The organism is Enterobacter sp. 118C5, from assembly GCF_034107645.1.
Classification (GTDB): Bacteria; Pseudomonadota; Gammaproteobacteria; order Enterobacterales; family Enterobacteriaceae; genus Enterobacter; species Enterobacter nematophilus.
Genome location: NZ_JAWNEU010000001.1, coordinates 975,626 through 1,000,594, shown reverse-complemented (window position 1 = coordinate 1,000,594; position 24,969 = coordinate 975,626). Strand labels below are relative to the sequence as shown.

Annotated in this window: 22 protein-coding genes and 1 other RNA gene; 15 read left to right on the top strand and 8 right to left on the bottom strand. The window is 55.0% G+C overall.

Features of this window, described 5'->3' with window-relative positions; translation table 11 throughout:
- The first annotated feature begins 13 nt into the window (after positions 1–13).
- Positions 14–1,414, top strand: a complete 1,401-nt coding sequence (locus tag UTO39_RS04705; protein WP_320726598.1) for an MFS transporter — start codon at positions 14–16, stop codon at positions 1,412–1,414.
- Positions 1,415–1,417: 3 nt separating this feature from the next.
- The gene (locus UTO39_RS04700) at positions 1,418–3,793 is read left to right on the top strand and encodes a glycoside hydrolase family 3 N-terminal domain-containing protein (RefSeq protein ID WP_320726597.1); all 2,376 of its coding nucleotides are present in this window, start codon (positions 1,418–1,420) and stop codon (positions 3,791–3,793) included.
- 5 nt (positions 3,794–3,798) lie between these two features.
- Here the strand turns inward: UTO39_RS04700 and rprA are convergent.
- An RNA gene (rprA, locus tag UTO39_RS04695) (antisense sRNA RprA) lies at positions 3,799–3,906 on the bottom strand.
- 208 nt (positions 3,907–4,114) lie between these two features.
- Complete coding sequence (gene ydiK / locus UTO39_RS04690) at positions 4,115–5,230, bottom strand: AI-2E family transporter YdiK (protein ID WP_253541656.1); 1,116 nt, start codon at positions 5,228–5,230, stop codon at positions 4,115–4,117.
- 198 nt (positions 5,231–5,428) lie between these two features.
- Between ydiK and UTO39_RS04685 the strand changes: the two genes are divergently transcribed.
- From UTO39_RS04685 to UTO39_RS04675, 3 genes are all read left to right on the top strand, one after another.
- Positions 5,429–8,485 (top strand): FAD-binding and (Fe-S)-binding domain-containing protein, encoded by a 3,057-nt coding sequence (locus UTO39_RS04685; protein WP_320726596.1) that lies wholly within the window; start codon positions 5,429–5,431, stop codon positions 8,483–8,485.
- A complete protein-coding gene (menI, locus tag UTO39_RS04680) occupies positions 8,482–8,892 on the top strand; it encodes a 1,4-dihydroxy-2-naphthoyl-CoA hydrolase (RefSeq protein ID WP_151413236.1) in 411 nt (136 codons plus the stop codon). Before UTO39_RS04685 ends, menI begins: the two co-directional genes overlap by 4 nt.
- 85 nt (positions 8,893–8,977) lie before the next feature.
- The gene (locus UTO39_RS04675; RefSeq protein WP_003857766.1) at positions 8,978–9,172 is read left to right on the top strand and encodes a YdiH family protein; all 195 of its coding nucleotides are present in this window, start codon (positions 8,978–8,980) and stop codon (positions 9,170–9,172) included.
- A gap of 50 nt (positions 9,173–9,222) precedes the next feature.
- On the opposite strand, the gene UTO39_RS04670 is transcribed toward UTO39_RS04675, so the two are convergent.
- Positions 9,223–9,852 carry a helix-turn-helix domain-containing protein gene (locus UTO39_RS04670; RefSeq protein ID WP_320726595.1) on the bottom strand — a complete coding sequence of 210 codons (630 nt, stop codon included), beginning with the start codon at positions 9,850–9,852 and terminating at the stop codon, positions 9,223–9,225.
- Between the two features lie 69 nt (positions 9,853–9,921).
- Positions 9,922–10,581: a helix-turn-helix domain-containing protein gene (locus tag UTO39_RS04665; RefSeq protein ID WP_061098468.1), complete on the bottom strand. Its 660-nt coding sequence runs from the start codon at positions 10,579–10,581 to the stop codon at positions 9,922–9,924.
- A 408-nt stretch (positions 10,582–10,989) separates the two neighbouring features.
- On the opposite strand from UTO39_RS04665, the gene UTO39_RS04660 reads away from it, so the two are divergent.
- The 6 genes from UTO39_RS04660 to UTO39_RS04635 are packed head-to-tail and all read left to right on the top strand — an operon-like array spanning position 10,990 to position 17,018.
- Entirely contained in the window at positions 10,990–11,520 is a 531-nt protein-coding gene (locus UTO39_RS04660; protein ID WP_320726594.1) for a fimbrial protein, read from the top strand.
- Positions 11,521–11,580: 60 nt separating this feature from the next.
- Positions 11,581–12,258: a molecular chaperone gene (locus tag UTO39_RS04655; protein ID WP_320726593.1), complete on the top strand. Its 678-nt coding sequence runs from the start codon at positions 11,581–11,583 to the stop codon at positions 12,256–12,258.
- Between the two features lie 15 nt (positions 12,259–12,273).
- Complete coding sequence (locus tag UTO39_RS04650) at positions 12,274–14,835, top strand: fimbria/pilus outer membrane usher protein (RefSeq protein WP_407065096.1); 2,562 nt, start codon at positions 12,274–12,276, stop codon at positions 14,833–14,835.
- A 9-nt stretch (positions 14,836–14,844) separates the two neighbouring features.
- Positions 14,845–15,807 (top strand): fimbrial protein, encoded by a 963-nt coding sequence (locus UTO39_RS04645; RefSeq protein ID WP_151413240.1) that lies wholly within the window; start codon positions 14,845–14,847, stop codon positions 15,805–15,807.
- 11 nt (positions 15,808–15,818) lie between these two features.
- A complete protein-coding gene (locus UTO39_RS04640; protein WP_320726592.1) occupies positions 15,819–16,331 on the top strand; it encodes a fimbrial protein in 513 nt (170 codons plus the stop codon).
- Positions 16,332–16,382: 51 nt separating this feature from the next.
- A complete protein-coding gene (locus tag UTO39_RS04635) occupies positions 16,383–17,018 on the top strand; it encodes a LuxR C-terminal-related transcriptional regulator (RefSeq protein ID WP_151413242.1) in 636 nt (211 codons plus the stop codon).
- A 74-nt stretch (positions 17,019–17,092) separates the two neighbouring features.
- Here the strand turns inward: UTO39_RS04635 and fdhF are convergent, their stop codons facing one another.
- The 4 genes from fdhF to ycgZ all read right to left on the bottom strand — a co-directional run bounded on the left by fdhF (position 17,093) and on the right by ycgZ (position 20,301).
- Complete coding sequence (gene fdhF / locus UTO39_RS04630; protein WP_320726591.1) at positions 17,093–19,243, bottom strand: formate dehydrogenase subunit alpha; 2,151 nt, start codon at positions 19,241–19,243, stop codon at positions 17,093–17,095.
- A gap of 185 nt (positions 19,244–19,428) precedes the next feature.
- Positions 19,429–19,707, bottom strand: a complete 279-nt coding sequence (locus tag UTO39_RS04625; RefSeq protein WP_320726590.1) for a biofilm/acid-resistance regulator YmgB/AriR — start codon at positions 19,705–19,707, stop codon at positions 19,429–19,431.
- Positions 19,708–19,736: 29 nt separating this feature from the next.
- Positions 19,737–20,057, bottom strand: coding sequence for a hypothetical protein (locus UTO39_RS04620; RefSeq protein WP_320726589.1), 321 nt, complete (start codon positions 20,055–20,057; stop codon positions 19,737–19,739).
- Between the two features lie 4 nt (positions 20,058–20,061).
- On the bottom strand, positions 20,062–20,301 hold the full coding sequence (ycgZ, locus tag UTO39_RS04615; RefSeq protein WP_028012861.1) for a regulatory protein YcgZ: 240 nt from the start codon (positions 20,299–20,301) through the stop codon (positions 20,062–20,064).
- Positions 20,302–20,642: 341 nt separating this feature from the next.
- Between ycgZ and UTO39_RS04610 the strand changes: the two genes are divergently transcribed.
- The 4 genes from UTO39_RS04610 (at position 20,643) to sufB (ending at position 24,961) form a co-directional block, all read left to right on the top strand.
- Positions 20,643–21,863, top strand: a complete 1,221-nt coding sequence (locus tag UTO39_RS04610; RefSeq protein ID WP_320726588.1) for a diguanylate phosphodiesterase — start codon at positions 20,643–20,645, stop codon at positions 21,861–21,863.
- A 188-nt stretch (positions 21,864–22,051) separates the two neighbouring features.
- Positions 22,052–22,780 (top strand): MerR family transcriptional regulator, encoded by a 729-nt coding sequence (locus UTO39_RS04605; protein WP_151413246.1) that lies wholly within the window; start codon positions 22,052–22,054, stop codon positions 22,778–22,780.
- Between the two features lie 313 nt (positions 22,781–23,093).
- Positions 23,094–23,462 (top strand): Fe-S cluster assembly scaffold SufA, encoded by a 369-nt coding sequence (gene sufA, locus UTO39_RS04600; RefSeq protein WP_320726587.1) that lies wholly within the window; start codon positions 23,094–23,096, stop codon positions 23,460–23,462.
- 8 nt (positions 23,463–23,470) lie between these two features.
- Entirely contained in the window at positions 23,471–24,961 is a 1,491-nt protein-coding gene (gene sufB, locus UTO39_RS04595; protein ID WP_032657798.1) for a Fe-S cluster assembly protein SufB, read from the top strand.
- Positions 24,962–24,969 lie beyond the last annotated feature (8 nt).

Here is a 24,969-nt window from a genome sequence, read left to right as displayed (position 1 = left end):
AAGGCAAATAACAATGACACTCTCCTCTGTATTGCGTACCAAAGATAAAATAGGTTATGGCTTAGGCGATATGGCCAGCGCGCTGGTCTGGCAAACGGCCACATTATTTCTTGCTTATTTCTATACCGACGTTTTTGGTTTGCCTGCCGCGATCATGGGTACCATGTTTTTAGTGGTGCGCGTGGTGGATGCGTTTGTCGACCCGTGCATTGGCGCGCTGGTTGACCGCACCCAGACGCGTCACGGTCGTTTCCGTCCCTGGCTGCTGTGGTTTGCTATTCCCTTTGGCGCAAGCTGCCTTATCACCTTCTATGTACCGGACGTGGGGCCGACGGCAAAAATTGTCTATGCCTGCGCGACCTACTCGATTTTAAGCCTGATTTATTCCGCCATAAACGTGCCTTACTGCGCCATGCCGGGCGCGCTGACGCTGGATCCGCGCGAGCGCCACTCCCTGCAGTCCTGGCGTTTTGGCCTGTCATTTATCGGCGGGCTGATCGTGACGGTTATCGCTCTGCCGCTGGTCTCACTGTTGGGCCAGGGCAACGTGCAGAAAGGCTATTTCTATGCCATGAGCCTGATGGGGCTGCTGGGGATTGTGCTGTTCTTCTGCTGTTTCCTGATGACCCGCGAGCGTTATTCCCCGCGCAATGATACCTCCGGCTCCATGCTCACCGATTTAAAACTGCTGGCCGGTAACAGCCAGTGGCGCATTGTGTTCGTGTTTAATATTTTGCTGTTAACGGCGGTGGTGACGCGCGGCTCTGCCACCATGTATTACGTTAACTATGTGCTGTTGCGCCCGGAGCTGGTTTTTGCCTTTATTGTTTCCGGAATGGTGGCCTCGTTAAGCGGCGCGTTATTATCTGAACGCCTGCTGGGGAAATTTGACCGCGTACGCGCCTATCAGTGGACGATAATTTCCTTCGTCATTTTCGGCGCGCTGATTTTCTTCCTGCCGCCTTCGCAGGTGTGGCCGATCTTTGGCCTTAACATCGTCTTTAGCTTTATTCAAAACCTCACTACGCCGCTTCAGTGGACCATGTTCTCCGATGTGGTCGACTACGAAGAGCATCGCAGCGGCCGCCGTCTGGACGGGCTGGTCTTCTCTACCGCGCTGTTCGCCATCAAGTTTGGCCTTGCGCTGGGCGGGGCGGTGGTCGGCTGGGTGCTCGGCATGGTGGATTACGCCCCGGGCCAGGCAGCCCAGGCGCCGCACGTGCTCTCTACCATCAACGCGCTGTTCACCCTTATTCCGTGCGCGCTGTTCCTCTGCATGGTGGCGCTGCTTTCCATCTACAAGCTCAACAGCCGGCTGGTGGATTCCATCGCCAGGGAGCTGGCCAGCAAGCGTGAGGTAAGACCCGACGCGGGGCAGCTCGGCCCGGCAACCCCTTCCGCACTACAGGAGTAAAATATGACTGCTATCTATAAGGACGCGGGACGTCCCGTGCACGAGCGCGTCGCCGATTTACTGGCGCGCATGACCCCGGAAGAGAAGTTCGCCCAGATGCACGCCTACTGGCTGATCCTCGATGAAAACGGCAACCACCGGGAGCGCAGCGACCTCAGCGATGAGTTCGCCGGCGTCAGCGAGCAGGCGGCGCTGAGCGAACGGCTAAAGCTGGGCGTCGGGCAGATCACCCGTCCGCTCGGCACCCACATCGTTGACGCGAAAACCGGGGTGCGCGCCGCTAACCGCCTGCAGCGGATGATGATGGAAGAGACGCGGCTCGGCATTCCGGCGTTGTTCCATGAAGAGTGCCTGGTGGGGCTGCTGTGCAAAGACGCCACGCTGTTCCCGTCCTCGCTGAACTACGGCTCCACCTGGGACCCTGAACTGGTGCAGCGCGCGGCGGAGCAGATCGGTAAAGAGGCGCGTTCCGTCGGCTGCCAGCAGGGGCTGGCCCCGGTGCTGGACGTTTCCCGCGACGTGCGCTGGGGGCGAACCGAAGAGACGTTCGGGGAAGATCCCTGGCTGGTGGGCGTGATGGCAACCGCCTACGTGAAAGGGTTGCAGGGCGACAAGCGCGATCTGCTGGCGACGCTCAAGCATTACGTAGGCCACTCGTTCAGCGAAGGGGCGCGCAACCACGCCCCGGTTCATCTGGGCTTCAGCGAGCTGAACGACACCTTCCTGCTGCCGTTTGAAATGGCGGTCAAGCTGGCAAACGCCGGTTCGGTCATGCCCGCCTACCACGACATTGATAACCAGCCGGGGCACAGCGACAGCTTCCTGCTGACCACTGTCCTGCGCGAAAGGTGGGGCTTCGACGGCATTATTGTGGCGGACTACGGCGGCGTCAGCCTGCTGCACCAGCACCACGGGATTTCCCACGACGCAGCGGAGTCCGCCGCGCTTGCCTTTAACGCCGGGCTGGACGTTGAGCTGCCGAAAGACGACTGCGCGAGGCATCTGGCAGACGCCGTTGAGCGCGGGCTGATTTCCATGGCGAAGGTGGATGAGATCGTGGCGCGTACGCTGACCGAAAAATTCCGCCTCGGCCTGTTCGAGAACCCGTATGCCGATGAAAACGGCATCGATCTGCAAAATGAGATGACCCGCCAGGCGGCGCGGGAGGTGGCGACAAAATCGGTCACGCTTCTGGAAAACAACGGTATTCTGCCGCTGAACGGTAAACCCCGCGTGGCGGTGGTGGGGCCGACGGCAGACGATCCGCTGGCGTTACTCAGCGGCTACAGCTTCCCGGTGCATCTGATCATCAGCGATATGGTTGAGGAGACCTCGCAGGTGACGACCCCGCGCGCGGCGCTGGAGCAGTACCTGGGTGCATCGAACGTGCGCTACGCGAAAGGGTGCCACATTATCGAAAAACGGATGGCGGGCGCGCCGGTATTCCCCGGCGACAGCGGCGGCAAGCCAATGCAGCAGTCTCCTGTTTCGCAAAGTACCGCACTTATCCCCGAGGCGGTCAGCGCCGCGCAGGAGAGTGACGTGGTGGTGGCCTGCGTGGGCGATCTCGCCGGGCTGTTCCAGAGCGGCACGGTAGGGGAAGGCTCCGATACCGATTCCCTGAATCTGCCCGGCGTGCAGCAACGGCTGCTGGAGGCGCTGGTCGCCACCGGCAAACCGGTAATTGTTGTGATGACCGGCGGGCGCCCGTACAACCTCCAGGGGCTGGAAGATAAGGTTGCCGCGCTGATGATGGCCTGGGCGCCGGGGCAGGAAGGGGGCTGGGCGATTGCCGATGTGTTAACCGGTCGCGCGGAGCCGCAGGGCCGGCTGGTGGTCAGCGTGCCGAAAAGCGCCGGGGCGATGCCGTTCTACTATAACCACAAGCTGAAAAGCGGCGGCACGCCGTTTGCATTCCATTTCGGTGCGCGTTACCCGTTTGGTTTCGGCCTCGGCTGGACGCAGTTTAGCTGGGGCACTGCCCGCGTCGCTGAAAGCAGCGTGCCGGTCGACGGTGAGGTGACGCTGAGCGTGGATATCACCAATACCGGTGAGCGCAGCGGCAGCGAAGTCGTGCAGGTCTACGTGCGGGATAAGGTCGCCAGCCAGGTGCGCCCGCTTCAGGAGCTTAAGGCCTTCCAGCGCGTTACGCTCTCGCCGGGCGAAACCGCCACGCTCACCTTCACGCTGCCGGTTGAGATGTTCAACTTCACCCGTCGTGACGGCCAGCGCGTCGTTGAGCCGGGCGAGTTTGAAATTCAAATTGGCGCATCGTCGGCGGATATCCGCGAGGCGGTGACGGTCAATGTGGCAGGGGAAGCCCGGGTGCTGCCAGCGGAGTGGCGGATGCTCAGCGCCTGTGACGTGAAGCGCGCGTAGTCAGGATAAAAAAAAGCCCATCGTGGGAGATGGGCAAAGACTACACACAGCAATTCGTTGTTTCACTCAGGGGATTTCCATGCTTATAAATCAAGGTGTTGATTTATAACCGTGAGCTAATAGTAGGCATTGTAATTTTTAGCGTCGATCGGATTCGTCTCAATAGTTAAAGAGACGTAAAGATTTCTTGAGGATAATAGCGGACTTAATGCTGAAATGGCGGGTCTGACCAGTGCGTAACGAATAAATACTTTAGCAGTGTTTAAGTATTGCGTGGAACAGTTAAGGCCGGGTAAGCGTTAGCGCCACCCGGCGAAAAACTTACTGCGTGTTCTTCTCTTCCAGCTCTTCCAGCTCGCTCAGAATCGCGTCCGGGTCGGTTCCCGGCGGCGGCACTTCATGAACCCAGGCGGAGAACAGGCGCCAGGTGACGGCGAGCAGCACCGGGCCAATGAACAGGCCGATCATCCCGAAGGCAATCAGTCCGCCGATAACCCCGGAGAGGATCAGGATCAGCGGCAGGTCCGCGCCCATGCGGATGAGGATGGGGCGAATCACGTTATCCATGGTGCCAACCACGCAGCTCCAGACCAGCAGAACCGTTCCCCACGTGGTATCACCCGTCCAGTAGAGCCAGATAATGCTCGGAACCAGCACCAGCAGCGGCCCCAGTTGCGCAAGGCAGGTCATCAGCATGACCACGGTAAAGACGGTGGCGTACGGCACGCCGGAAATCGCCAGGCCGATACCGCCCAGCACCGCCTGCACCAGCGCCGTCACCACGACGCCCAGGGCGACCGCGCGCACGGCCTGCGCGGCCAGCAGGACCGCGGCGTCACCGCGTTTTCCCGCGAGGCGAGTGGCAAAGTGACGAACGCCTAAAGCCACCTGCTCACCGCGCCAGTAAAGCAGGGCGCTGAAGACCAGCATCAGGGTACAGTGCATCATAAAGCGGCCGATATGCGCGGCCTGGCCGACAAACCAGGTGGTTGTGGTGCCAATATACGGGCGCACTTTCGCCATCAGCGCGCTGCCGCCCATCTCCAGCAGGCTATGCCAGCCGCTGTAAAGTTTAGCGCCCACGACCGGAATGCTGTTCAGCCAGCCGAGGTCCGGCAGCGTCAGGTCGCCGCTGGTCACGGCGCGGATCACCGGGCCGCTGGAGTCGACAAGGCTGTTTACCAGCAGCGCAATCGGAATAATAAACAGCAGGAACAGCAGCAGCGTCATCACCAGTACGGCCAGGCCGCGGCGGCCAAACAGCAGCTTCTGCAAGCGCAGCAGCAAAGGCCACGTGGCGACGACAACGGTCGCAGCCCAGGCGAAGCCGAGAATAAAGGGTTGAACAATCCACAGACACGCAATAATCATGAGGGCCAGGAACAGCACCGACAGCAGAATTTGCGCAACATCCCTGGGCTGGCGAAGATTGACCATAAATGAAACTTTCCTTAAAAGAACGCCAGTACGTCTGGCGGGAATGGAAAACCGCGTTTCTCTAATCATTAGCGATATCAGCGGTTTTTGACAGGCGAATTCTGCCTGTAATTCAGCAGAGATTATAAGAAAAAAATGTGATAAAACTTTTAAGATACACGCAAACGATTCCCACAACTCTAATTAGGGTCGACAGTAATGATCCCACAGATTTCTCAGGCACCTGGCGTCGTTCAGCTGGTGCTTAATTTTTTGCAGGCACTGGAGCAACAGGGTTTTACAGGTGATACCGCCACGAACTATGCCGACAGGCTGACGATGGCAACCGATAACAGTATCTACCAGCTTCTTCCCGATGCGGTTGTTTTCCCTCGTTCAACGGCCGACGTGGCGCTTATCGCCCGGCTGGCAACGCAGGAGCGGTTTGCCTCTCTGGTCTTCACGCCGCGCGGCGGTGGCACCGGAACCAACGGCCAGGCGCTGAACCAGGGCATCATTATTGATATGTCGCGCTATATGAACCGCATCATTGAGATCAACCCTGAAGAGGGATGGGTGCGGGTTGAGGCGGGCGTGATCAAAGATCAGCTTAATCAGTACCTCAAGCCTTACGGCTACTTTTTTGCCCCAGAACTCTCCACCAGCAACCGTGCAACCATAGGGGGGATGATCAACACCGATGCCTCCGGGCAGGGGTCGCTGGTCTACGGCAAAACCTCCGATCACGTGCTGGGCGTGCGGGCGGTATTGTTAGGCGGCGACATTCTTGATACCCAGCCGATGCCGGTCGAACTGGCGGAAACGCTGGGTAAAGACAATACCGCCAGCGGGCGCATCTACCGCACCGTGCTGGAGCGCTGCCGCGACAACCGCCAGCTTATTCTCGACAAATTCCCCAAACTGAACCGCTTCTTAACGGGCTACGATCTGCGCCACGTCTTTAACGACGACCTGACGCAGTTTGATTTAACCCGCGTGCTGACCGGCTCCGAAGGGACGCTGGCGTTTATTACCGAGGCGCGGCTGGATATCACCCGCCTGCCGAAGGTGCGTCGCCTGGTGAACGTCAAATATGACTCCTTCGACTCCGCGCTGCGCAATGCGCCGTTTATGGTGGACGCGAAGGCGCTGTCGGTGGAAACCGTCGACTCGAAGGTGCTGAACCTGGCGCGGGAAGATATCGTCTGGCACTCCGTGCGCGAGCTGATTACCGACGTGCCGGATAAAGAGATGCTTGGCCTCAACATCGTGGAATTTGCCGGTGATGACGCGGAGCTGATTGAAAGCCAGGTGACGACGCTCTGCCAGCGCCTTGATGAGCTTATTGCTCAAGGCGAAGGCGGCGTGATTGGCTGGCAGCTTTGTCACGATCTGGCCGGTATCGAGCGTATTTACGCCATGCGTAAAAAAGCCGTGGGCCTGCTCGGCAATGCGAAAGGGGCGGCGAAGCCGATTCCGTTTGCCGAAGACACCTGCGTGCCGCCTGAGCATCTGGCGGATTATATCGTGGAGTTTCGCGCCCTGCTGGACGGCCACGGCCTTAGCTATGGCATGTTCGGCCACGTGGATGCCGGGGTACTGCACGTGCGTCCGGCGCTGGACATGTGCGACCCGCAGCAGGAGATCCTGATGAAGCAGATCTCCGACGACGTGGTGGCTTTGACCGCCAAATACGGCGGTCTGCTGTGGGGGGAGCATGGGAAAGGGTTCCGCGCGGAATACAGCCCGGCCTTCTTTGGGGAACAGCTTTACGCGGAGCTGCGCAAGGTGAAGGCGGCGTTCGACCCGGATAACCGCCTCAACCCGGGGAAAATCTGCCCGCCTGAAGGCGTGGACGCGCCGATGCTCCAGGTGGATGCCGTGAAGCGCGGCACGTATGACAGACAGATCCCGATTGCGGTGCGCTCGTCCTGGCGCGGCGCGATGGAGTGTAACGGCAACGGCCTGTGCTTTAACTTCGACGTGAAAAGCCCTATGTGCCCGTCAATGAAAATCACCAGCAACCGCATCCACTCGCCGAAAGGGCGGGCGACGCTGGTGCGCGAGTGGCTGCGTCTGCTGGCGGACCGCGGCGTCGATCCCCTGAAGCTTGAGCAGGAGCTGCCGGAAAAACGGGCCAGCCTGCGCTCGCTGATTGAGCGCACCCGCAACAGCTGGCATGCCAACAAGGGCGAATATGATTTCTCCCACGAGGTGAAAGAGGCGATGTCCGGCTGCCTGGCCTGTAAAGCCTGCTCCACCCAGTGCCCGATTAAAATCGACGTGCCGGAATTCCGCTCGCGCTTCCTGCAGCTCTACCACACCCACTATCTGCGCCCGGTGCGCGACCATCTGGTGGCGACGGTAGAAAGCTACGCGCCGCTGATGGCCCGCGCGCCGAAGACCTTTAACTTCTTTATTAATCAGCCGCTGGTGCGCAAGCTCTCCGAAAAACACATCGGCATGGTCGATCTGCCGCTGCTGTCGGTGCCGTCGCTGCAGCGCCAGCTTGTCGGCCACCGCTCGGCGAACATGACCCTGGAACAGCTCGAAGCGCTTGCTCCTGAGCAAAAAGCGAATGTGGTGCTGGTGGTTCAGGATCCGTTCACCAGCTACTACGACGCGCAGGTGGTCGCTGACTTCATCCGCCTGGCTGAAAAACTGGGGTATCAGCCCGTGGTGCTGCCGTTCTCGCCAAACGGCAAGGCGCAGCACATTAAAGGCTTCCTGAACCGCTTTGCGAAAACGGCGCAAAAAACCGCTGATTTTCTCAACCGGATCGCCGAACTTGGGATGCCGATGGTCGGCGTCGATCCGGCGCTGGTGCTTTGCTATCGCGATGAATACAAGCAGACGCTGGGTGATAAGCGCGGCGATTTCCACGTCATGCTGGTGCACGAGTGGCTGCCGGCAGCCCTGGAAGAGAAGGCCATTCAGGAGGCTGGCGGTGAACCGTGGTATTTGTTCGGCCACTGTACGGAGGTGACGGCGCTGCCCGGCGCCACGGCGCAGTGGGCGTCTATTTTTGCGCGCTTCGGCGCGAAGCTGGAGAGCGTCAGCGTGGGCTGCTGCGGCATGGCGGGCACCTACGGCCACGAGGTGAAAAACCACGCCAACTCGCTCGGTATTTATGAGCTCTCCTGGCATCAGGCGATGCAGCGATTGCCAAGAAACCGCTGCCTGGCGACGGGCTACTCCTGCCGCAGCCAGGTCAAACGGGTAGAGGGTAACGGTGTACGCCACCCATTACAGGCTTTACTGGAGATAATTGGATGATCTGGAAACGTGCCGTCACGCTGCAGGCGCTGAACGCCATGGGCGAGGGGAATATGGTGGGGCTGCTGGATATCCAGTTCACCCGCATTGGGGACGACGATCTGGAGGCGACGATGCCTGTCGATAGTCGCACCCATCAGCCGTTTGGCCTGCTGCACGGCGGGGCCTCCGTTGTGCTGGCGGAAACCCTGGGCTCCGTCGCGGGATATCTCTGCACCGAAGGCGAACAGAAGGTGGTCGGGCTTGAGGTGAATGCCAACCACATTCGCTCGGTGCGCAGCGGACGCGTGCGCGGTATCTGCCGCGCGCTGCACGCCGGCAGCCGCCACCAGGTGTGGCAGATTGATATTCTCGACGAGCAGGATCGCCTGTGCTGCTCGTCTCGGCTGACGACGGCGGTCGTGTAAAGTTTCCAGATGAATTGCCTTTGGTCAAAAACTAGCCAGCATGATGTGATATACTGGTCAGGATTTGTACATAAGCGAGGACATCATGGATACTGAAATAACCCCAACACAGCTGGCAATTGAATATTTACGTCGCGATAAGAGCAACCTGTCTCCGGCGCAATACCTGAAAAAGCTGAAACAGCTTGAGCTGGAGTTCACGGATTTGCTGGCGCTCTCTTCTAATGAGCTGAAAGAAGAGATCTACTTTGCCTGGCGGTTGGGCGTTCACGTCCATTGAGTGAGTGTTGTTGAATAGGCCGCGAGTGCGGCCTTTTTTGTGCCCGGAATTCAGTAGCGGGCGGGAAGCTTGTTGATCCTGATGAGTCGGCCTTCTTCTATTTCAATAAAGCTGCCGGTTTTTAAATCCGCCAGAATACGCATCACGCCGCTGCGGGAGAGCTGGGTTTTCTCCCGAATATACCTTTCCGCCGTCACGCTGCTGCGATAGCTTTCATCTTCTTCCATCAGCTTTATCAGCTGCTGGCGAATCATCTCATACGCCGTCGGCGCGCCCTGCGGCATCACGTTGTTATAAAGACGACTATATACAAACATAAGTTGTTTCGAGAGCAGCCCCCACAGCGCCTTTTCCTTGATAATTTCATTCACCCGCCCGGTGGTGAGCGTGCCTATCAGGCACGGGCTAACGGTCTTCAGGTAATCGTTGAAATAAATATCTGTCAGATTAGCGAGACCGAACAGGGCGGGGCTGCGGGCGGTGGAGAGCATCATGTCGTCGCTTCTTCTGTAGATAGCGACCGTTCCCTCAAGAATTAAATAGCACATTCCCTGACCGTCGATCTGAAGATCGAGCCGCTCACCGCGAGCGGTGCGTCGCGTTGTGCAATCAGGCAGTAAGTGAGAAATAAGCTCTTGTGCGTAGGGCGAGCCGCGGTGAGACGTTTCTGGAAGGGACATGGTAGCCGGTAACCTTAAAAATAACCTGGCTAATTATAGCGTTTCTCGCCCGTACAGGCACGGTGGCAATCAATATTTTCGCGGTAAATGGTGAATTTCAAGCAGCACGCCGCGCTCCATGGTGATGTACTTCCCGGTACGTAATTCCGCCAAAATACGCATAATTCCGCTACGTGAAAGATACGTCCGGCTTTTGATGTAGGCTGCCGCCGTCGTATTTTGCCGTATGGCGTCCGGCTCCTGCATCAGCTCAACAAGCTGGAACCGGATGATATCGTAGGCAGACATTTGCGATATTTGCGCGCAATGCTCGTATACCCGCGAGGCGGTATAAATAAGCAGCTTTGAAAAGTGCTCCCATAAATCATGTTGCGACACAATCTGGTTAAAGCTTTCCAGCGACACGCGGGCGATTTCCGCGGTCTCCAGCGCCCTGACGTACAGATGTTCAGAGGAGAATTGACTGCTTACGCCCAGAATAAAAGGCGCACATTCAGAATTTAACACAATGCCGTCACCCCGGCGATGAAGCGCCACGCTGCCCTGGATAAGCAGAAAGCACTGCCGAACATCATCTTTATAATAATGGACGGTTTCACCACGACTGATGATCATTCTGTTGGCCGCTGGCAACACATGTTTAATCAGCATGTCTATATGGGAGAACGGTTTTAAATCCAGAACGGAGGATTCGTTATTATTTAGTGGGGTGGTTAAACGCGTATTCATAAGTTACCTCACAGCGACTTCATGTGTGATCATTTTTTGATCTGCGAAGAGAATTATCTTAAAAATGAAGAACTCAGGGAATATTCCGGCGAGGTCTAAAAGTAGACCGAGACACTCTTGAAATCTAACCAGTTGAATAAAAAGAAAAAGTGAGGCGAGTCTAATAATAGACCTGGCGCAATAACAGATAAGATTCCCCTGAAGTAAATGTTGCTTTTTGGTTAAATTCCAGTCTACAGCTAGACCATCAAAAAGTTGTATTCACGAAAATAATTATATAAATTTTGACCAATCAGTGAGAAACGCCTTATCCCATTTATTGGGAAATAAAAAATCTGAAGAGGTTTTTTATCGGCTTTCTGCTGCACGAATCTCAGTAATAAATAAAGTGATACAGGGTAGAGCATTATGAAAAAGCAATTAATGATGGCAATGTTTGCAGCCGGTTCTTTACTGACCATGACAAATACATTCGCAGCGGCAGGTACCGTTAATTTTAACGGTAATATTCTTGATTCTGCCTGCGATGTCGATGTGGCTTCTCAGAACCAGGTGGTGGTGCTGGGCGATTATAATAAAACGGAATTCCCGGCTGCGGGTTCCAGAACGGCTGCAACACGATTTGATATTGTACTGAAAAACTGTCCGGTTACGGTGACCAACGCAAAAGTCCGTTTCGACGGCACGCCGGATCCAACCAATGCCAACCTGCTGGCAATTGATTCGTCAGTGGCTGGGGCTGCAACAGGGGTAGCAATTAACCTGATGTCGGCGGATAAGGTCGATCTGCCGTTACACGGCAGCAACAGTTATTCCTATGTGCTCAGCAGTACGATGGATAATACGCTGAATTTTTACGCGCAGTATATATCCACTGCGTCAGCGGTAACCGCCGGACCTGCAAATTCCGTGGCTAACTTCTCCGTTGTCTACAACTGATTTTCTTGACGGAAACCATTAGGGGGCCGTCTGTCGGCCCCTTTGTTATTGAGGTATAAAATGTATTTTCTGAGTAAAACTTTCATTGCCTGCGTATTTCTTTTAGCCGGTATTTCTGAAGCCACTGCTGGTGTGGTCATCGGTGGAACGCGCGTTATTTATGATGGCAATAAAAAGGAGTCTTCTATTAGCGTCACTAACCCCGACACCGCACCATATTTAATTCAGTCGTGGGTGGAATCGCAAAGCGGAAGTGCTGAGAAAACACCTTTTATTATTACGCCACCGCTCTACCGACTGGATAAAGGCCAGCAGAACGTGGAACGTATTGTACTGACAGGCCCAGTGGCCCAGGATAAAGAGTCGCTCTACTGGCTAAATATCAAATCTATTCCGGCGACATCGCGAAAAGATAACACGCTGCAAATTGCGGTAAAAACCCGCATCAAGTTGATCTATCGTCCAGCGGCGCTGAAAGGGATCATTCCTGAAGATCTGGCAGATAAATTAACCTGGCAGCGTAGCGGGAATCAAATCCAGGTCACTAACCCAACGAACGTGGTAATGAACTTCAATGAAATCCGCGTCAACGGTAAAAAACTGGAGGACGTAACCTATGTACTTCCCGGCGCTAGCGCACGGTTTGATTTGCCGAAAGGTATTACCGGCGGTTCGGTAACGTTCAAAATAATTAATGATTACGGCGGCACCGGAAATGTGCATAACGCCACCCTGTAATTCGCATTGTGCCAGATGTCCCCTTTATTCTCGGTATGGAGTAACGTCGTGATTAGCCATAATAAGCAGGCGGTTTTAATTAAACCGGTACTGTTAATCGCTGTCGTACTCGGTTCGGTTACCGGGACCGCTTATGCAGGCGAGTATTTTAACCCTGAGCTGATTGAACTGGATAACCCCGGCATGAAAGGCGCCGATCTTTCAGCGTTTGAGTCCGGCTCGCAGCTGCCCGGCACCTATCGCGTTGATGTGCTCATCGACGGGCAGGTTGTTGACACGCGCGAGATCAAATTTGACGCGGTAAAAAACGCGGAAGGCGAGACCTCCTTGCAGCCTTGCCTGAGCGTGGCGCTGTTGAAAAACTGGGGGGTAAAAACCGAGCTATTCCCTGACCTGGCTTCAGGCGGCGAATGTGCGAAGCTCTCGGCGATCCCGCAGGCCTCCACGGCGTTCATTTTCAGTGCCCAGCACCTGGAGATGACGATTCCACAGGCGGCGCTGTCGCCGCAGGCTCGCGGATATGTGCCGCCAGAAATGTGGGACGAGGGGATCACCGCCGCGCTGCTTAACTACAGTCTGAGCGGCTCAAACATCTGGGGACGTGACGGCAACAGCAGTAACGCGAACAGCCAGTACGCCAACCTGCGCCCGGGCATTAACGTCGGTCCGTGGCGGATCCGCAACTATTCCACCTGGAGCCGCGACAGCAGCGGCAACGACAAATGGGATACGGTCTACACCTACGTACAGCGGGCGATCGTTCCGCTCAAGGCTCAGCTAACGACCGGCGACAGCACCTCTCCGGCCGACGTGTTCGACAGTATTCCATTCCGGGGCGCGCAGCTGGCCTCTGACGACGACATGATGCCGGACTCGTTGAAAGGGTACGCTCCGGTGGTGCGCGGTATTGCCCGCACCAACGCCCAGGTCATCATTCGCCAGAATGGCTACCAGATATACCAGAGCGACGTGGCGCCGGGCGCGTTTGAAATTACGGACATCTACCCCACTGGCGGCGCGGGTGACCTCGACGTTACCGTGAAAGAGAGCGACGGCAGCGAGCAGCACTTTTCCGTGGCCTTTGCTTCACTGCCGGTGTTGCAGCGTGAAGGGCGCTTTAAGTATGCGGTCACCGCAGGCCAGTACCGATCCTATAGCAGCGACGTTGATAAAACCCCGTTCGCACAGTTGACCGGGATCTACGGCCTGCCGCATGGACTGACGCTTTACGGCGGTATCCAGGAGTCGAGCAAGTATCGGTCTCTGGCGGCAGGGATCGGTAAAAACATGGGCGACTTTGGCGCCTTCTCGACGGATGTCACCCAGGCGTGGTCAACCCCGCAAAACCTGCCGGGAAGCAGCGGCCAGTCCTGGCGCATTCGCTACAGCAAAAACTTTGTTGAGACGGGAACCAACTTCGCCATCGCGGGCTACCGCTATTCAACCAGCGGCTACTACGGGATGCAGGAGGTGCTGGATTCCTATGGCGACAGCAGCGCGCTGCAGGACCGCCGTCGTAACCGCGCCGAGCTGACGATGAGCCAAAACATCGGTCAGAGCCTGGGCTCGCTCATGCTCAGCGCCGTACGTGAAGATTACTGGAATTCCGGTAAGTCCACGGCGTCTTACAGCGCCGGGTATAACAATGCGTGGGGAAGCGTGAACTATGGGATCACCTATACCTACAGTAAAAACGGCAGCACTGACGGCAACGGTCGTTCAACCCGCAACGATACGGATCGGCAGATTGCACTGAACGTCAGCGTGCCGTTAGAGGCCTTCCTGCCGCGTACCTGGGCCAATTACAGCATGAACGCCAGCAGGAACAACGGCACGACGCACAGCGTCGGCCTTAACGGTACCGCGCTGGAAAACAACGCGCTCAGCTGGAACGTGCAGCAAGGTTACGGAACGGATTCCGTGGGGTATACCGGCAATGCCAGCGCTGATTTTAAAGGTACCTATGGTGAAGTCTATGGGGGGTACGGTTACGACAAAGGCGGCGATCGTCTGAACTATGGGTTACAGGGTGGGATCGTTGCCCACGCCGACGGGGTGACCTTCTCGCAGCCTCTGGGTGAAACCAACGTGCTGATAAAAGCACCCGGCGCGAAAGGGGTGAGCATCCAGAATCAGAGCGGCGCAAAAACCGACTGGCGTGGCTACACCGCGGTGAGCAACCTGACGCCGTACCGTAAGAACGACGTGGCGCTGATGACCGATACGCTACCGGATGACGTGGAGCTCGAGCTGACCAACAAGACGGTGATACCGACCCGCGGTGCGGTGGTCAGGGCGGATTATGTGGCAAATGTCGGAATGCGGGTGTTGATGACGCTTAAGTACCGTAATGGCCAGCCGGTTCCGTTTGGCGCTATCGCCACCATCAAAGGGCAGAGCGGGAACAGCTTTATTGTGGGAGATAAAGGCCAGGTTTATTTGACGGGGTTAAGTCCAAACGGAACGTTATGGGTTAAATGGGGTAGTGATAATTCAGAACAATGTCAGGTTAACTATGCGATTACTGAAAAAGAGAGATCCAACAGTATCCCTGACGTTGTTTATGATTGTCGTTGAGGATGAGTTATGTATTCAGCAAATAAATATCGGCCGTATGGGCAAATCATTTTTCTGGCACTGTTAGGGTTATGCTCACTACGTGCTGAAGCAGACTGTACGTTTGGGGGCAGTGGATTTAATCCAGCACAACCGTTCAATATACAGCAGCCTGCCGTGACGGTTCAGCGCGATGCTCCCGTTGGCACAGTGATAAGTAGCTTTATCACCAATAGCAGCGGTGATATTGATCTCTGCGTCGGTTCGGGAACGATTACCTATGAAATGAGTATGTTCAGTACGCCTTCGTCAATAGCGAATTATTATAATACAAATGTGCCTGGCGTGGGTATTGCGTTAAAATTCACCTCTGCAAGCTGGTATTTTTCAAAGGTCAGGCAATATACAAATTCGACGCCGACACAGACAGTTGTTTCCCCTCTGGAGGTAACTTTAATAAAGACAGGGAATATTACGTCAGGCGTGATAGGCTCCGGACTGCTGGCAACGGCCCATGGTGATGATAACGTTCAGTCGTTAACGGTTAACTATATTGGTAACAAAGTGACGCAATTAGCATGCTCAATAACAACGCCTGGATTAAGTTTTCCTATCGGTGATATTTCAGCATCGGCTTTTGGCAACGCTGTCGGCACTATTCCTTCTGGCGCTCAAAACACGCAGAATCTGGGCCTCGACTGCGATGCGGATGCGAATATTAATGTCATGCTGCAGGGAATGCAAAACCCTGACGTTAGTACTACCAGCGTATTAGCCTTGACCGGTCAGGGAAACGCGGATGTGGCGAAAGGCGTCGGCGTGCAATTGTTATATAATGGAGCGCCTTTAGAATTAAATAACCGAATTGTTTTGAAGCAATCCGCTGGCGGCCAGGAAACTTTCCCGATAACTGCCCGCTATTATCAAACGCAGGCGAATGTTTCAACCGGTAAAGCCAACGCATCAGCAACTCTTGATTTAACGTATCAGTAATGGATAAGACGATGAATATTTTGCGAGCGGCAGCGCTTGCCGCCACGTTAATAAGCTGCAATACCTTTGCGGGAGACGCTGTTAATATTAGCGTTACCGGCAATATTATTGCTTCTCCCTGCATATTTAACGGCGGGAATGACAACATGGATATTGATCTCGGCAATATACAGGCATCAAACATGGCCACGCCGGGGTCATCATCCGATCCTGTGCCGTTTAACCTGCTGTTTACCCAGTGTCCAACAGGAACGAGCAGCGTGACGGTTTCATTTACCGGAAACCCCGATCCGGTCGCCGGGGCGGATTACTACATGAACAGCGGTTCGGCCACGAACGTCGCGATTGCGATGAGTGAGGCCGCAACGGGTGCAATGAAGGGTACCGGAACAAGTATTACACAAGCTATTGCAGCAGACAGAACCGCAACGATGGCTATGCTGGCTTCGGTCAGATCCTTTACCGGCGGCGCGACGCCGGGAAGCATCAGCGCAGTCGTTGTCATGACGATGCAGTACAACTAATCAGTTGATGGGTTGATATTTCTTAATGATTGACAGATGTCGGTAACTGCTATGTTGAATATTCTGATTATAGAGAAAGATTCATTTTTCAGAGATGGGTTGCAGCGTTTTCTTGTAGATTTCTTCACGCATAATTTCAGGCATTCGCTCCATTTTGACGTTGAGCTTTCTCATGAATATGTCAGCGCCGCCGATATTATTTTTCTCGCGTTATGTCAGGGGGAAAACCTGACCTGTTATCCAGAATTACTGGCGCGAAAAAAAGGGATTGTGATTGGCCTTGTCGAGGATGAGCAACGTTTCTCGGCATGTCCGTCCTGTTATCAGGATATGATATTTATCTCTCGGCGCACCTCGCTTGACAGAATGACCGAGGCGCTGTTTATCGCCTGGTATCGTACGCAATTACCCAGCTTTCGCTGGAAGAATAAAAGCTGCGAAGAATGCCAGCATAAAATATTATCTGTGCAGCAGATTCGCGTTATGGTGCATTTTTACAGAGGGTTATCGGTAGGACAGATTGCGAATAAGCTTAACACCAGTGATAAAACCATTTTCACCCATAAATATCTTCTGATGCAGAAATTCGACCTGCGCAGCGATTTTGAACTCATGGCCCTGATTCACCGGATGGTAGAGAAAAATGCCTGTCCGAACCGGTTGCGTGATTATCTGACTAACAGCTGATAACCCGCAGTAGGGCTAAAGCGTGGCGCTGTTGCCGGGTGGCGGGGGCGCCCCCCCCCCCCCCGGCAGGTGCATCAGACGTTCACGGCATTAATCAACCGCGTTTTCATCGACTGGTAAGACGACGCTGCAAAATCCTCCGCCCAGCGCTGGTCCTCAATGGCCTCCAGCTGCACCGCACAATACTTTGTCTCCGGCGTTTTTGAGACGGGGTCGAGATTATCCTGCGTTAACTCGTTACAGGCCCCGATCCACCACTGATAGGTCATATAGACCGCCCCGGCGTTGATGCGCTCGCTAAGGCTGGCGCGGGTAATGACTTTACCCCGGCGCGAACGTACCCAGACCAGCTGGCCGTCGGTTATCCCCAGCCTGTCCGCATCGGCAGGATTCACCTGCACCCGTCCCGGCTCATCGGCCAGGCTTTGCAGCGCGGCGCAGTTACCCGTCATCGAGCGGCAGGAGTAGTGCCCAACTTCGCGCACCGTGCAGAGTACCAGCGGGTAATCATCATCGGGCGTCTCTGCCGGCGCGCGCCACGGCGCGGCAAACAGTTGCCCCTTGCCTGTTGGCGTATCGAACTGATTGTTTTTGTACAGGTACGGCGTGCCGGGGTGATCGAGCGTCGGGCACGGCCACTGCACGTGGCCCATCTCGCCCATTTTTTCATACGTCACGCCGTAGAAGAGAGGGCACAGCTCGCGCATCTCGTCCCAGATCTGCTGGTTATCATCGTAGTGCATCGGGTAGCCCATCTCGGTGGCGAGCAGGCTGACGATCTCCCAGTCGCGCTTCACGTTACCTTTGGCCTCAATGGCTTTGCCAAAACGCTGGAAACCCCGGTCGGCGCAGGTAAAGACGCCGCCGTGTTCGCCCCATGAGGTGGCAGGGAGCAGAACGTCCGCCGCTTCCGCCGTTTTGGTCATAAAGATGTCCTGAACCACCACGAAGTCAAGCGCCTCGAAGCCGCTGCGGACCAGGCCGAGATCGGCTTCCGTCTGGAGCGGATCTTCCCCCATGATGTAATAGGCTTTAACCTTGCCTTCCAGCGCAAGGTGAGGCACTTCGGTAATGCGCGTCCCGACGCGATCGTCCATGTTATTCACGTCAATCCCCCAGGCGTCGGCGAACTTCTGCCTGACAGCCGGATCGGTCACATCCTGATAGCCGGGGAACATATTCGGCAGAACGCCCATATCGCAGGCGCCCTGAACATTGTTTTGCCCGCGCACGGGACCGACGCCGACGGCAGGGCGGCCGAGGTTGCCGGTCAGCAGCGCCAGGCTGGAAAGCCCTTTAACGACATCGACGGCCTGGCCAAACTGGGTCACGCCCATACCCCACATAACGGTGGCGGAAGGGGCCGCCGCGAAGGTGCGCATTGCCTGACGAACGTCGCGGGCGGGGATGCCGGTGAGGTGTTCTACGCGCTCCGGGGCATACTCTTTGACCGTCTGCCGATAGGCCTCAAGCCCCTCCGTAAACCGCGCGACGTAGTTCTTGTCGTACAGCTCCTCTTCCAGCAGCACATAGCCAAAGGCGTTCACCAGCGCCATGTTGCTGCCGTTTTTCAACTGCAGATGCTGATCGGCAATGCGCGCCGTTTCGATGCGGCGCGGGTCGCAGACGATGATTTTCGCGCCGTTTTCACGGGCTTTTAGCACGCGCCGGGCGACGATAGGGTGGGAGTCTGCGCAGTTATAGCCAAATACCAGCAGGCATTTGGAGTGTTCAATATCGTTGATAGAGTTGCTCATCGCACCGTTGCCGAGGGTCTCCTGTAGCCCGGCGACGGAAGGACCGTGACAAACGCGCGCGCAGCAGTCGACGTTGTTGGTGTGCAGCACCGCGCGGGCAAATTTTTGCATCACGTAGTTGGTTTCATTCCCGGTTCCGCGCGACGACCCGGTGGTCATAATCGAACGCGGGCCGAACTGGGCTTTAATGCTGCTGAGCTTCTGGGCGGTGTAGCGGATAGCCTCCTCCCAGGTCACGGGAGTGAATGCCTCTCCCTTGCGGTAGCGGATCATCGGCTGGGTCAGACGTGGGGTGAGCAGGCGAGTATCGTTAAGGAAGTCCCAGCCGTAAAATCCTTTCAGGCATAGTGTGCCCTGGTTTGTGGCTCCCTCTGCCGCTTCGGCACGGATGATACGGTTATTCTCAACAACAAGGTTTAGTTTGCAGCCTGCACCACAGTAAGGGCAGACGCTGGCGATTTTTTTCATCAATAACAGACCTGTTAAGAAATGAAGCAAAATGACTGGTAAGCCCAGTCCCGTAACAGGGAGTAAGCAGAAACCATGCCATCTTTATTGCGCTTATTTTACAGGGGGTTATGAAGAGAGGGGGATGTCATCGTCAGAACGTTCGTCAGTTCTGACGATGACATGAGTGCTGAATGGCAGGGCGTTTAAACGTCATCCATGGTGTAGCCCACAACGATTTCAAGCGTCTTACGAATAACATCCGCCTGAACAACGTCGCTGGTCGCTTCCAGCGTCTGAATAAGCCACAGGATGATCGCTTTGTTAGAAATATGACCTTCAGAAGCCAGAACACAGCGTACTGCAGTAGAAAAAACAGCAGACTCTTCAGCAAAACGATCGCCTGCGTGACGGAAATACTCCGACAGCGCGCTTTCTAAAAATGCAGAATGGTATTCGGGTTGCAGCTGAATATTTTGTCTCATTTGGTCTCACCGTAGCTGTTAAAATGCAGTCAATGTATTTTTTGGGGATCGGACGGTTTTCCCTTTCCAAACAACGACACTACATTGCCTCTGTTATCATTGAGAGGTCCCTCTCTGCTCATTCGTCCTTGCGCGGTTCTGCGACGTTTTAATCCGAGGCTTTTTGATCCGATATCGGAAATCGCCTTCGCCAGTGTCTCCCGCCGCCGGGGATTCTTTTCATGTGCTTTCATATGCCGCAGACGCTGGACCAGAGCTTCAGTTGTGACGGGGCCACGCTCTCTCAACAGAGAAAGAACGGCTTCGCCAATCAGCTGATCGGTCAGTTTGTCCGCGTCACTGCTGTTCATCACGTTACCGTTCGAAGAGCAGGCCAAGCAGCATGTGGTAATGCTGTTCCTCTTCGGGGCCCTCGGCCCTTTCAAGGCGACTTAACAGTTTGGTACAGAGCGATTTGCGATTGAGATTTCGCCCGTCGCTAAGGATCTCAACAACGACCTGACCCAGCGTTTCCTGTTGAGTAGGAAGCGTGGCTTTTTCGAAGTACTGTGCGATCGCTGCTGCGGAATCTGCGACGTAACCTTTCTGCTGCATGTTTCGCTCCTGTAAAATTTTGTAATCAGTAACGTTACATTTAAGGTATACACATTTTCTAAATCTGTACGTGAAAAATGTACAGATTTTTAATAAAATCAGGATATATTTTATAAATAACATATTTATCAGTAAGTTATTTGTTGTTCACGGAACGGTAATGCTACAGAATATATTGTACAAATTGCATGGTCGCTGTTAAGTTGTACAACGCTTTTGAGCGTGCCATTAACGGCAGTAAATGATTGAGATGTAAATTATTTGTGAGGCAATTAATGTGCTATAAGAGAAGTCTCTCCACTTGTTTTTGTGGTCAAAACCCTTAACCCCCCAGGAATCGCATGCTTACAACCATCATTTACCGCAGTCATATCTGCGAGGACGTTCCAGTGAAAGCGCTGGAAGCTATGGTCGCTGCTGCAAATAGTAAAAACCGGCAAGCCAACGTCACGGGGATCTTGCTGTTTAACGGCACACATTTTTTTCAGTTGCTTGAGGGGCCAGTGGATCATGTTTCTGCTATTTATGAGGAGATCTGCAACGACCCGCGCCACCACAACGTGGTAGAGCTGATGCGGGATCACGGGCCTGTTCGTCGTTTTGGCAAGGTGGGCATGGAGCTTTTTGATTTGCGCCAGTTCGACAGAAACGAGGTGCTGCAACAGGTGCTGAACAAGGGAACCACTCGCTATCAGCTGACCTACAACGACCGTCCGCTGCAGTTTTTCCGTACCTTTGTCGAGGCCACGGAAAAAGCTAACTATTTTGAACTGCCGCCAGCGGATTCCTGGGAGTTCGTTCGCGAAGAAACGCGGTTGTCAGCGCAACCCGAGGTGGTCGCGAAAGGAGCGGATTGCAGCTTTGCCTTCCAGCCGATAGTCGATCCGTTTATGCAGCGGGTCGTCTCCTGGGAGGCGCTTCTGCGCACGCCTGACGGCGGCGCACCGGGAGTCTACTTCGCCAATCTGCCGCGTGACGACGTGTATACCTCTGATTTGCACAGCAAGCAGGTGGCACTCTCAATGGCCAGCGCGCTCGGGCTGCAGAACCAGACGTTATCCCTCAACCTGCTGCCTATGACGCTGGTTAACATTCCTAACGCCGTAGATTTCCTGCTCACCGCGATTGAAGCAAACGGTTTTGTCCCTGAGCAAATTGTGGTGGAGTTTACTGAAAGTGAAGCCATTTCCCGTTTTGACGAGTTCACGGATTCAGTCAGACAGCTAAAAAGTGCGGGCATCAGCGTGACGATCGACCACTTTGGAGCCGGTTTTGCGGGGCTACAGCTACTGGCCCAATTCCAGCCCGACAGAATTAAGATTAATCGCGATCTCGTCGCCAACGTGCACAAAAGTGGCCCTCGACAGGCCATCATTCAGGCGATTATCAAATGCTGTTCCTCGCTTGAAATTCAGTTCTGCGCGGTCGGCGTGGAGAAGGCAGAAGAGTGGATGTGGCTGGAATCTGCGGGCATTTCCCAGTTCCAGGGCCATCTCTTTGCCAGCCCCCGGCATGGCGGAATTCCGGCGATTGCATGGCCGGAGAAAAAATTCGATTTCTGATAAAGCTGTACAGAATTCGGCAGACTTAGCTGTACGAGAAGCAAATTTTAGACAACAATGTATTAACAGGTGAAGGGAGAACGACACCTTTCACCTGGGCAAAATGCGGTCTTAGTTATACAAATGGTTTGTACAATCTGATAAGGTTGGTGTAGTTAGGTATGGAAGTTCTGAGCGTGAGGGAGTTAATGGCCTATTACAGTATCGGCGAAGTGGCCGAACGATGCGGTATCAACCCCGTTACGCTGCGTGCCTGGCAGCGACGTTATGGATTGTTGAAGCCGCAGCGCAGCGAAGGGGGTCATCGTCAGTTTGACGATGAAGATATCCTGCGTATTGAAGAGATCAAGCGCCTGATGAAAAGCGGCGTTTCGGTCGGAAAAGTAAAAGACTTGCTGGAAAACAAAGAAGTCCTGACTCAGGGTAACTGGGTCTCGTTCCAGGAAGAGATGATGACCGTTCTGCGTTATGCCAGCCCGGCAAAGCTGCGTGCCAAAATCGGCGAATTCCGCCGCAATCACGCCATGGATGCGCTGATTGATAACATCATTTCCCCCGTCCGTCAGCGAATGAATCAGGATCAAAATACGGTACGCCACATGGCGAGCATGCTTGACGGTATCCTGATTGAATTCGCGGTTCTCAGCCTGGCGGAGTCGCGCAAAAAAGCGGGTAAAGATGCGTTGCTTATCGGCTGGGAATGCGATGACCGTACTCATCTGTGGCTTGAAGCCGCGCGGCTGGCGCAGCAAGGCTGGCACATTGACGTGCTGGCGGACCCGATTGATTCCCCGCGTCCTGAACTCTTCCCGGGGCAAAAAATCTTCGTCTGGACGGGAAAAACGCCAACACCGCGTCAGCAGGAACAGCTCGATCACTGGCGTGAGCAGGGTTTTACCGTTTCATTTCATCAATAATAATCAGAGGCCTTGAGGGCCTTTTTTTGTTTTAGTCACTTCCAGAACAAAAGCTATCTCAAAAATAGGCATTTCCGATGCATATTTTACTTTTCCCCTCTTCGCTGTTTTCTCCGTTAGATAATCCATTAATTTTCAAAGTATTGAACAATTAAATCCATCCCGCCCGCATCTTCTGACAGGGTCTATGCTTAATAAAAGTAGACAAAAAGGGCGGTTTAGCCGAATGCCTCTGCTGACAGAGGGTTGAAGTGATAATCGTTATCACTAACATGGTGTTATGCCCTGATGGCTAATCAGATGAGGTGGACCTATGGAACTGTATTCAGAAACCTTCAATCCTGCCGATTTTGCCTGGCGCGGATTAACGCTCACGCCTGCGGCGGCGGCGCATATCCACGAGCTGGTGGCGAAAAAGCCCGAGATCCTCGGCGTACGCTTAGGCGTTAAGCAGACCGGCTGCGCGGGCTTTGGCTACGTGCTGGATATCGTCACCGCACCGGAAAAAGATGACCTGGTGTTTGAAACCGACGGCGCGAAGCTGTACGTCGCGCTGCAGGCTATGCCGTTTATCGACGGAACCGAAGTGGATTACGTGCGGGAAGGTTTAAACCAGTTATTCAAATTTCATAACCCGAAAGCCCAGAACGAATGCGGCTGCGGCGAAAGCTTTGGGGTATAGGCGGTACTATGTCTCGTAATACTGAAGCAACGAGTGATGTAAACACCTGGAGCGGCGGACACCTCAACTATAAAGAGGGGTTCTTCACGCAGCTGCAGACCGACGAGCTGGCGAAAGGCATTAATGAAGATGTCGTGCGCGCCATTTCGGCCAAACGTAACGAGCCCGAGTGGATGCTCGAATTCCGCCTGAGCGCGTTCCGCGCCTGGCTGGAGATGGAAGAGCCGCACTGGCTGAAAGCCCACTACGACAAGCTGAACTATCAGGATTACAGCTACTACTCCGCGCCCTCCTGCGGCAGCTGTGACGACACCTGCGCCTCGCAGCCCGGCGCGGTCCAGCAGACCGGTGCCGAGAACAGCTTCCTGAGCAAAGAGGTGGAAGAGGCCTTCAATCAGCTCGGCGTACCCGTGCGCGAGGGGAAAGAGGTGGCGGTGGACGCCATTTTTGACTCCGTCTCGGTGGCGACCACCTACCGTGAAAAGCTGGCCGAGCAGGGGATCATTTTCTGTTCCTTTGGCGAAGCCATTCATGACCATCCCGAGCTGGTGAAGAAATACATCGGCACCGTGGTACCGAGCAACGATAACTTCTTCGCCGCGCTGAATGCCGCGGTAGCCTCTGACGGCACTTTTATCTACGTGCCGAAAGGCGTGCGCTGCCCGATGGAGCTCTCTACCTATTTCCGCATCAACGCCGAAAAAACCGGCCAGTTTGAACGCACCATTCTGGTGGCGGACGAAGGCAGCTACGTCAGCTATATCGAAGGGTGTTCCGCACCGGTGCGCGACAGCTATCAGCTGCACGCGGCGGTGGTAGAGGTCATCATCCACAAAGACGCCGAGGTGAAATACTCCACGGTGCAGAACTGGTTCCCCGGCGACGGCAACACCGGCGGTATCCTGAACTTCGTCACCAAGCGCGCGCTGTGCGAAGGCGAAAACAGCAAAATGTCCTGGACGCAGTCGGAAACCGGCTCCGCCATCACCTGGAAATACCCGAGCTGTATTCTGCGCGGGGATAACTCCATCGGTGAGTTTTACTCGGTGGCGCTCACCAGCGGGCACCAGCAGGCCGATACCGGCACCAAGATGATCCACATCGGGAAAAACACCAAATCCACCATCATTTCGAAGGGGATCTCCGCCGGGCACAGCCAGAACAGCTATCGCGGGCTGGTGAAAATCATGCCGACGGCCACCAACGCGCGTAACTTCACCCAGTGTGATTCGATGCTGATCGGTGCCGACTGCGGGGCGCATACCTTCCCATACGTGGAGTGTCGCAACAACACGGCTCAGCTTGAGCACGAGGCGACCACGTCGCGTATCGGGGAAGATCAGCTCTTCTACTGCCTGCAGCGCGGCATCAGCGAAGAAGATGCCATTTCGATGATTGTGAACGGCTTCTGTAAGGACGTGTTCTCTGAACTGCCGCTGGAATTCGCCGTTGAAGCACAAAAACTCCTCGCCATTAGTCTTGAACACAGCGTCGGTTAAGGAAAGCA

Excerpts from the sequence above, each read along its gene's own strand:
- UTO39_RS04705 (WP_320726598.1), top strand. The coding sequence starts at position 14 with ATGACACTCTCCTCTGTATTGCGTACCAAAGATAAAATAGGTTATGGC.
- UTO39_RS04700 (WP_320726597.1), top strand. The coding sequence starts at position 1,418 with ATGACTGCTATCTATAAGGACGCGGGACGTCCCGTGCACGAGCGCGTC.
- ydiK (WP_253541656.1), bottom strand. The coding sequence starts at position 5,230 with ATGGTCAATCTTCGCCAGCCCAGGGATGTTGCGCAAATTCTGCTGTCG.
- UTO39_RS04685 (WP_320726596.1), top strand. The coding sequence starts at position 5,429 with ATGATCCCACAGATTTCTCAGGCACCTGGCGTCGTTCAGCTGGTGCTT.
- menI (WP_151413236.1), top strand. The coding sequence starts at position 8,482 with ATGATCTGGAAACGTGCCGTCACGCTGCAGGCGCTGAACGCCATGGGC.
- UTO39_RS04675 (WP_003857766.1), top strand. The coding sequence starts at position 8,978 with ATGGATACTGAAATAACCCCAACACAGCTGGCAATTGAATATTTACGT.
- UTO39_RS04670 (WP_320726595.1), bottom strand. The coding sequence starts at position 9,852 with ATGTCCCTTCCAGAAACGTCTCACCGCGGCTCGCCCTACGCACAAGAG.
- UTO39_RS04665 (WP_061098468.1), bottom strand. The coding sequence starts at position 10,581 with ATGAATACGCGTTTAACCACCCCACTAAATAATAACGAATCCTCCGTT.
- UTO39_RS04660 (WP_320726594.1), top strand. The coding sequence starts at position 10,990 with ATGAAAAAGCAATTAATGATGGCAATGTTTGCAGCCGGTTCTTTACTG.
- UTO39_RS04655 (WP_320726593.1), top strand. The coding sequence starts at position 11,581 with ATGTATTTTCTGAGTAAAACTTTCATTGCCTGCGTATTTCTTTTAGCC.
- UTO39_RS04650 (WP_407065096.1), top strand. The coding sequence starts at position 12,274 with ATGTCCCCTTTATTCTCGGTATGGAGTAACGTCGTGATTAGCCATAAT.
- UTO39_RS04645 (WP_151413240.1), top strand. The coding sequence starts at position 14,845 with ATGTATTCAGCAAATAAATATCGGCCGTATGGGCAAATCATTTTTCTG.
- UTO39_RS04640 (WP_320726592.1), top strand. The coding sequence starts at position 15,819 with ATGAATATTTTGCGAGCGGCAGCGCTTGCCGCCACGTTAATAAGCTGC.
- UTO39_RS04635 (WP_151413242.1), top strand. The coding sequence starts at position 16,383 with ATGTTGAATATTCTGATTATAGAGAAAGATTCATTTTTCAGAGATGGG.
- fdhF (WP_320726591.1), bottom strand. The coding sequence starts at position 19,243 with ATGAAAAAAATCGCCAGCGTCTGCCCTTACTGTGGTGCAGGCTGCAAA.
- UTO39_RS04625 (WP_320726590.1), bottom strand. The coding sequence starts at position 19,707 with ATGAGACAAAATATTCAGCTGCAACCCGAATACCATTCTGCATTTTTA.
- UTO39_RS04620 (WP_320726589.1), bottom strand. The coding sequence starts at position 20,057 with ATGAACAGCAGTGACGCGGACAAACTGACCGATCAGCTGATTGGCGAA.
- ycgZ (WP_028012861.1), bottom strand. The coding sequence starts at position 20,301 with ATGCAGCAGAAAGGTTACGTCGCAGATTCCGCAGCAGCGATCGCACAG.
- UTO39_RS04610 (WP_320726588.1), top strand. The coding sequence starts at position 20,643 with ATGCTTACAACCATCATTTACCGCAGTCATATCTGCGAGGACGTTCCA.
- UTO39_RS04605 (WP_151413246.1), top strand. The coding sequence starts at position 22,052 with ATGGCCTATTACAGTATCGGCGAAGTGGCCGAACGATGCGGTATCAAC.
- sufA (WP_320726587.1), top strand. The coding sequence starts at position 23,094 with ATGGAACTGTATTCAGAAACCTTCAATCCTGCCGATTTTGCCTGGCGC.
- sufB (WP_032657798.1), top strand. The coding sequence starts at position 23,471 with ATGTCTCGTAATACTGAAGCAACGAGTGATGTAAACACCTGGAGCGGC.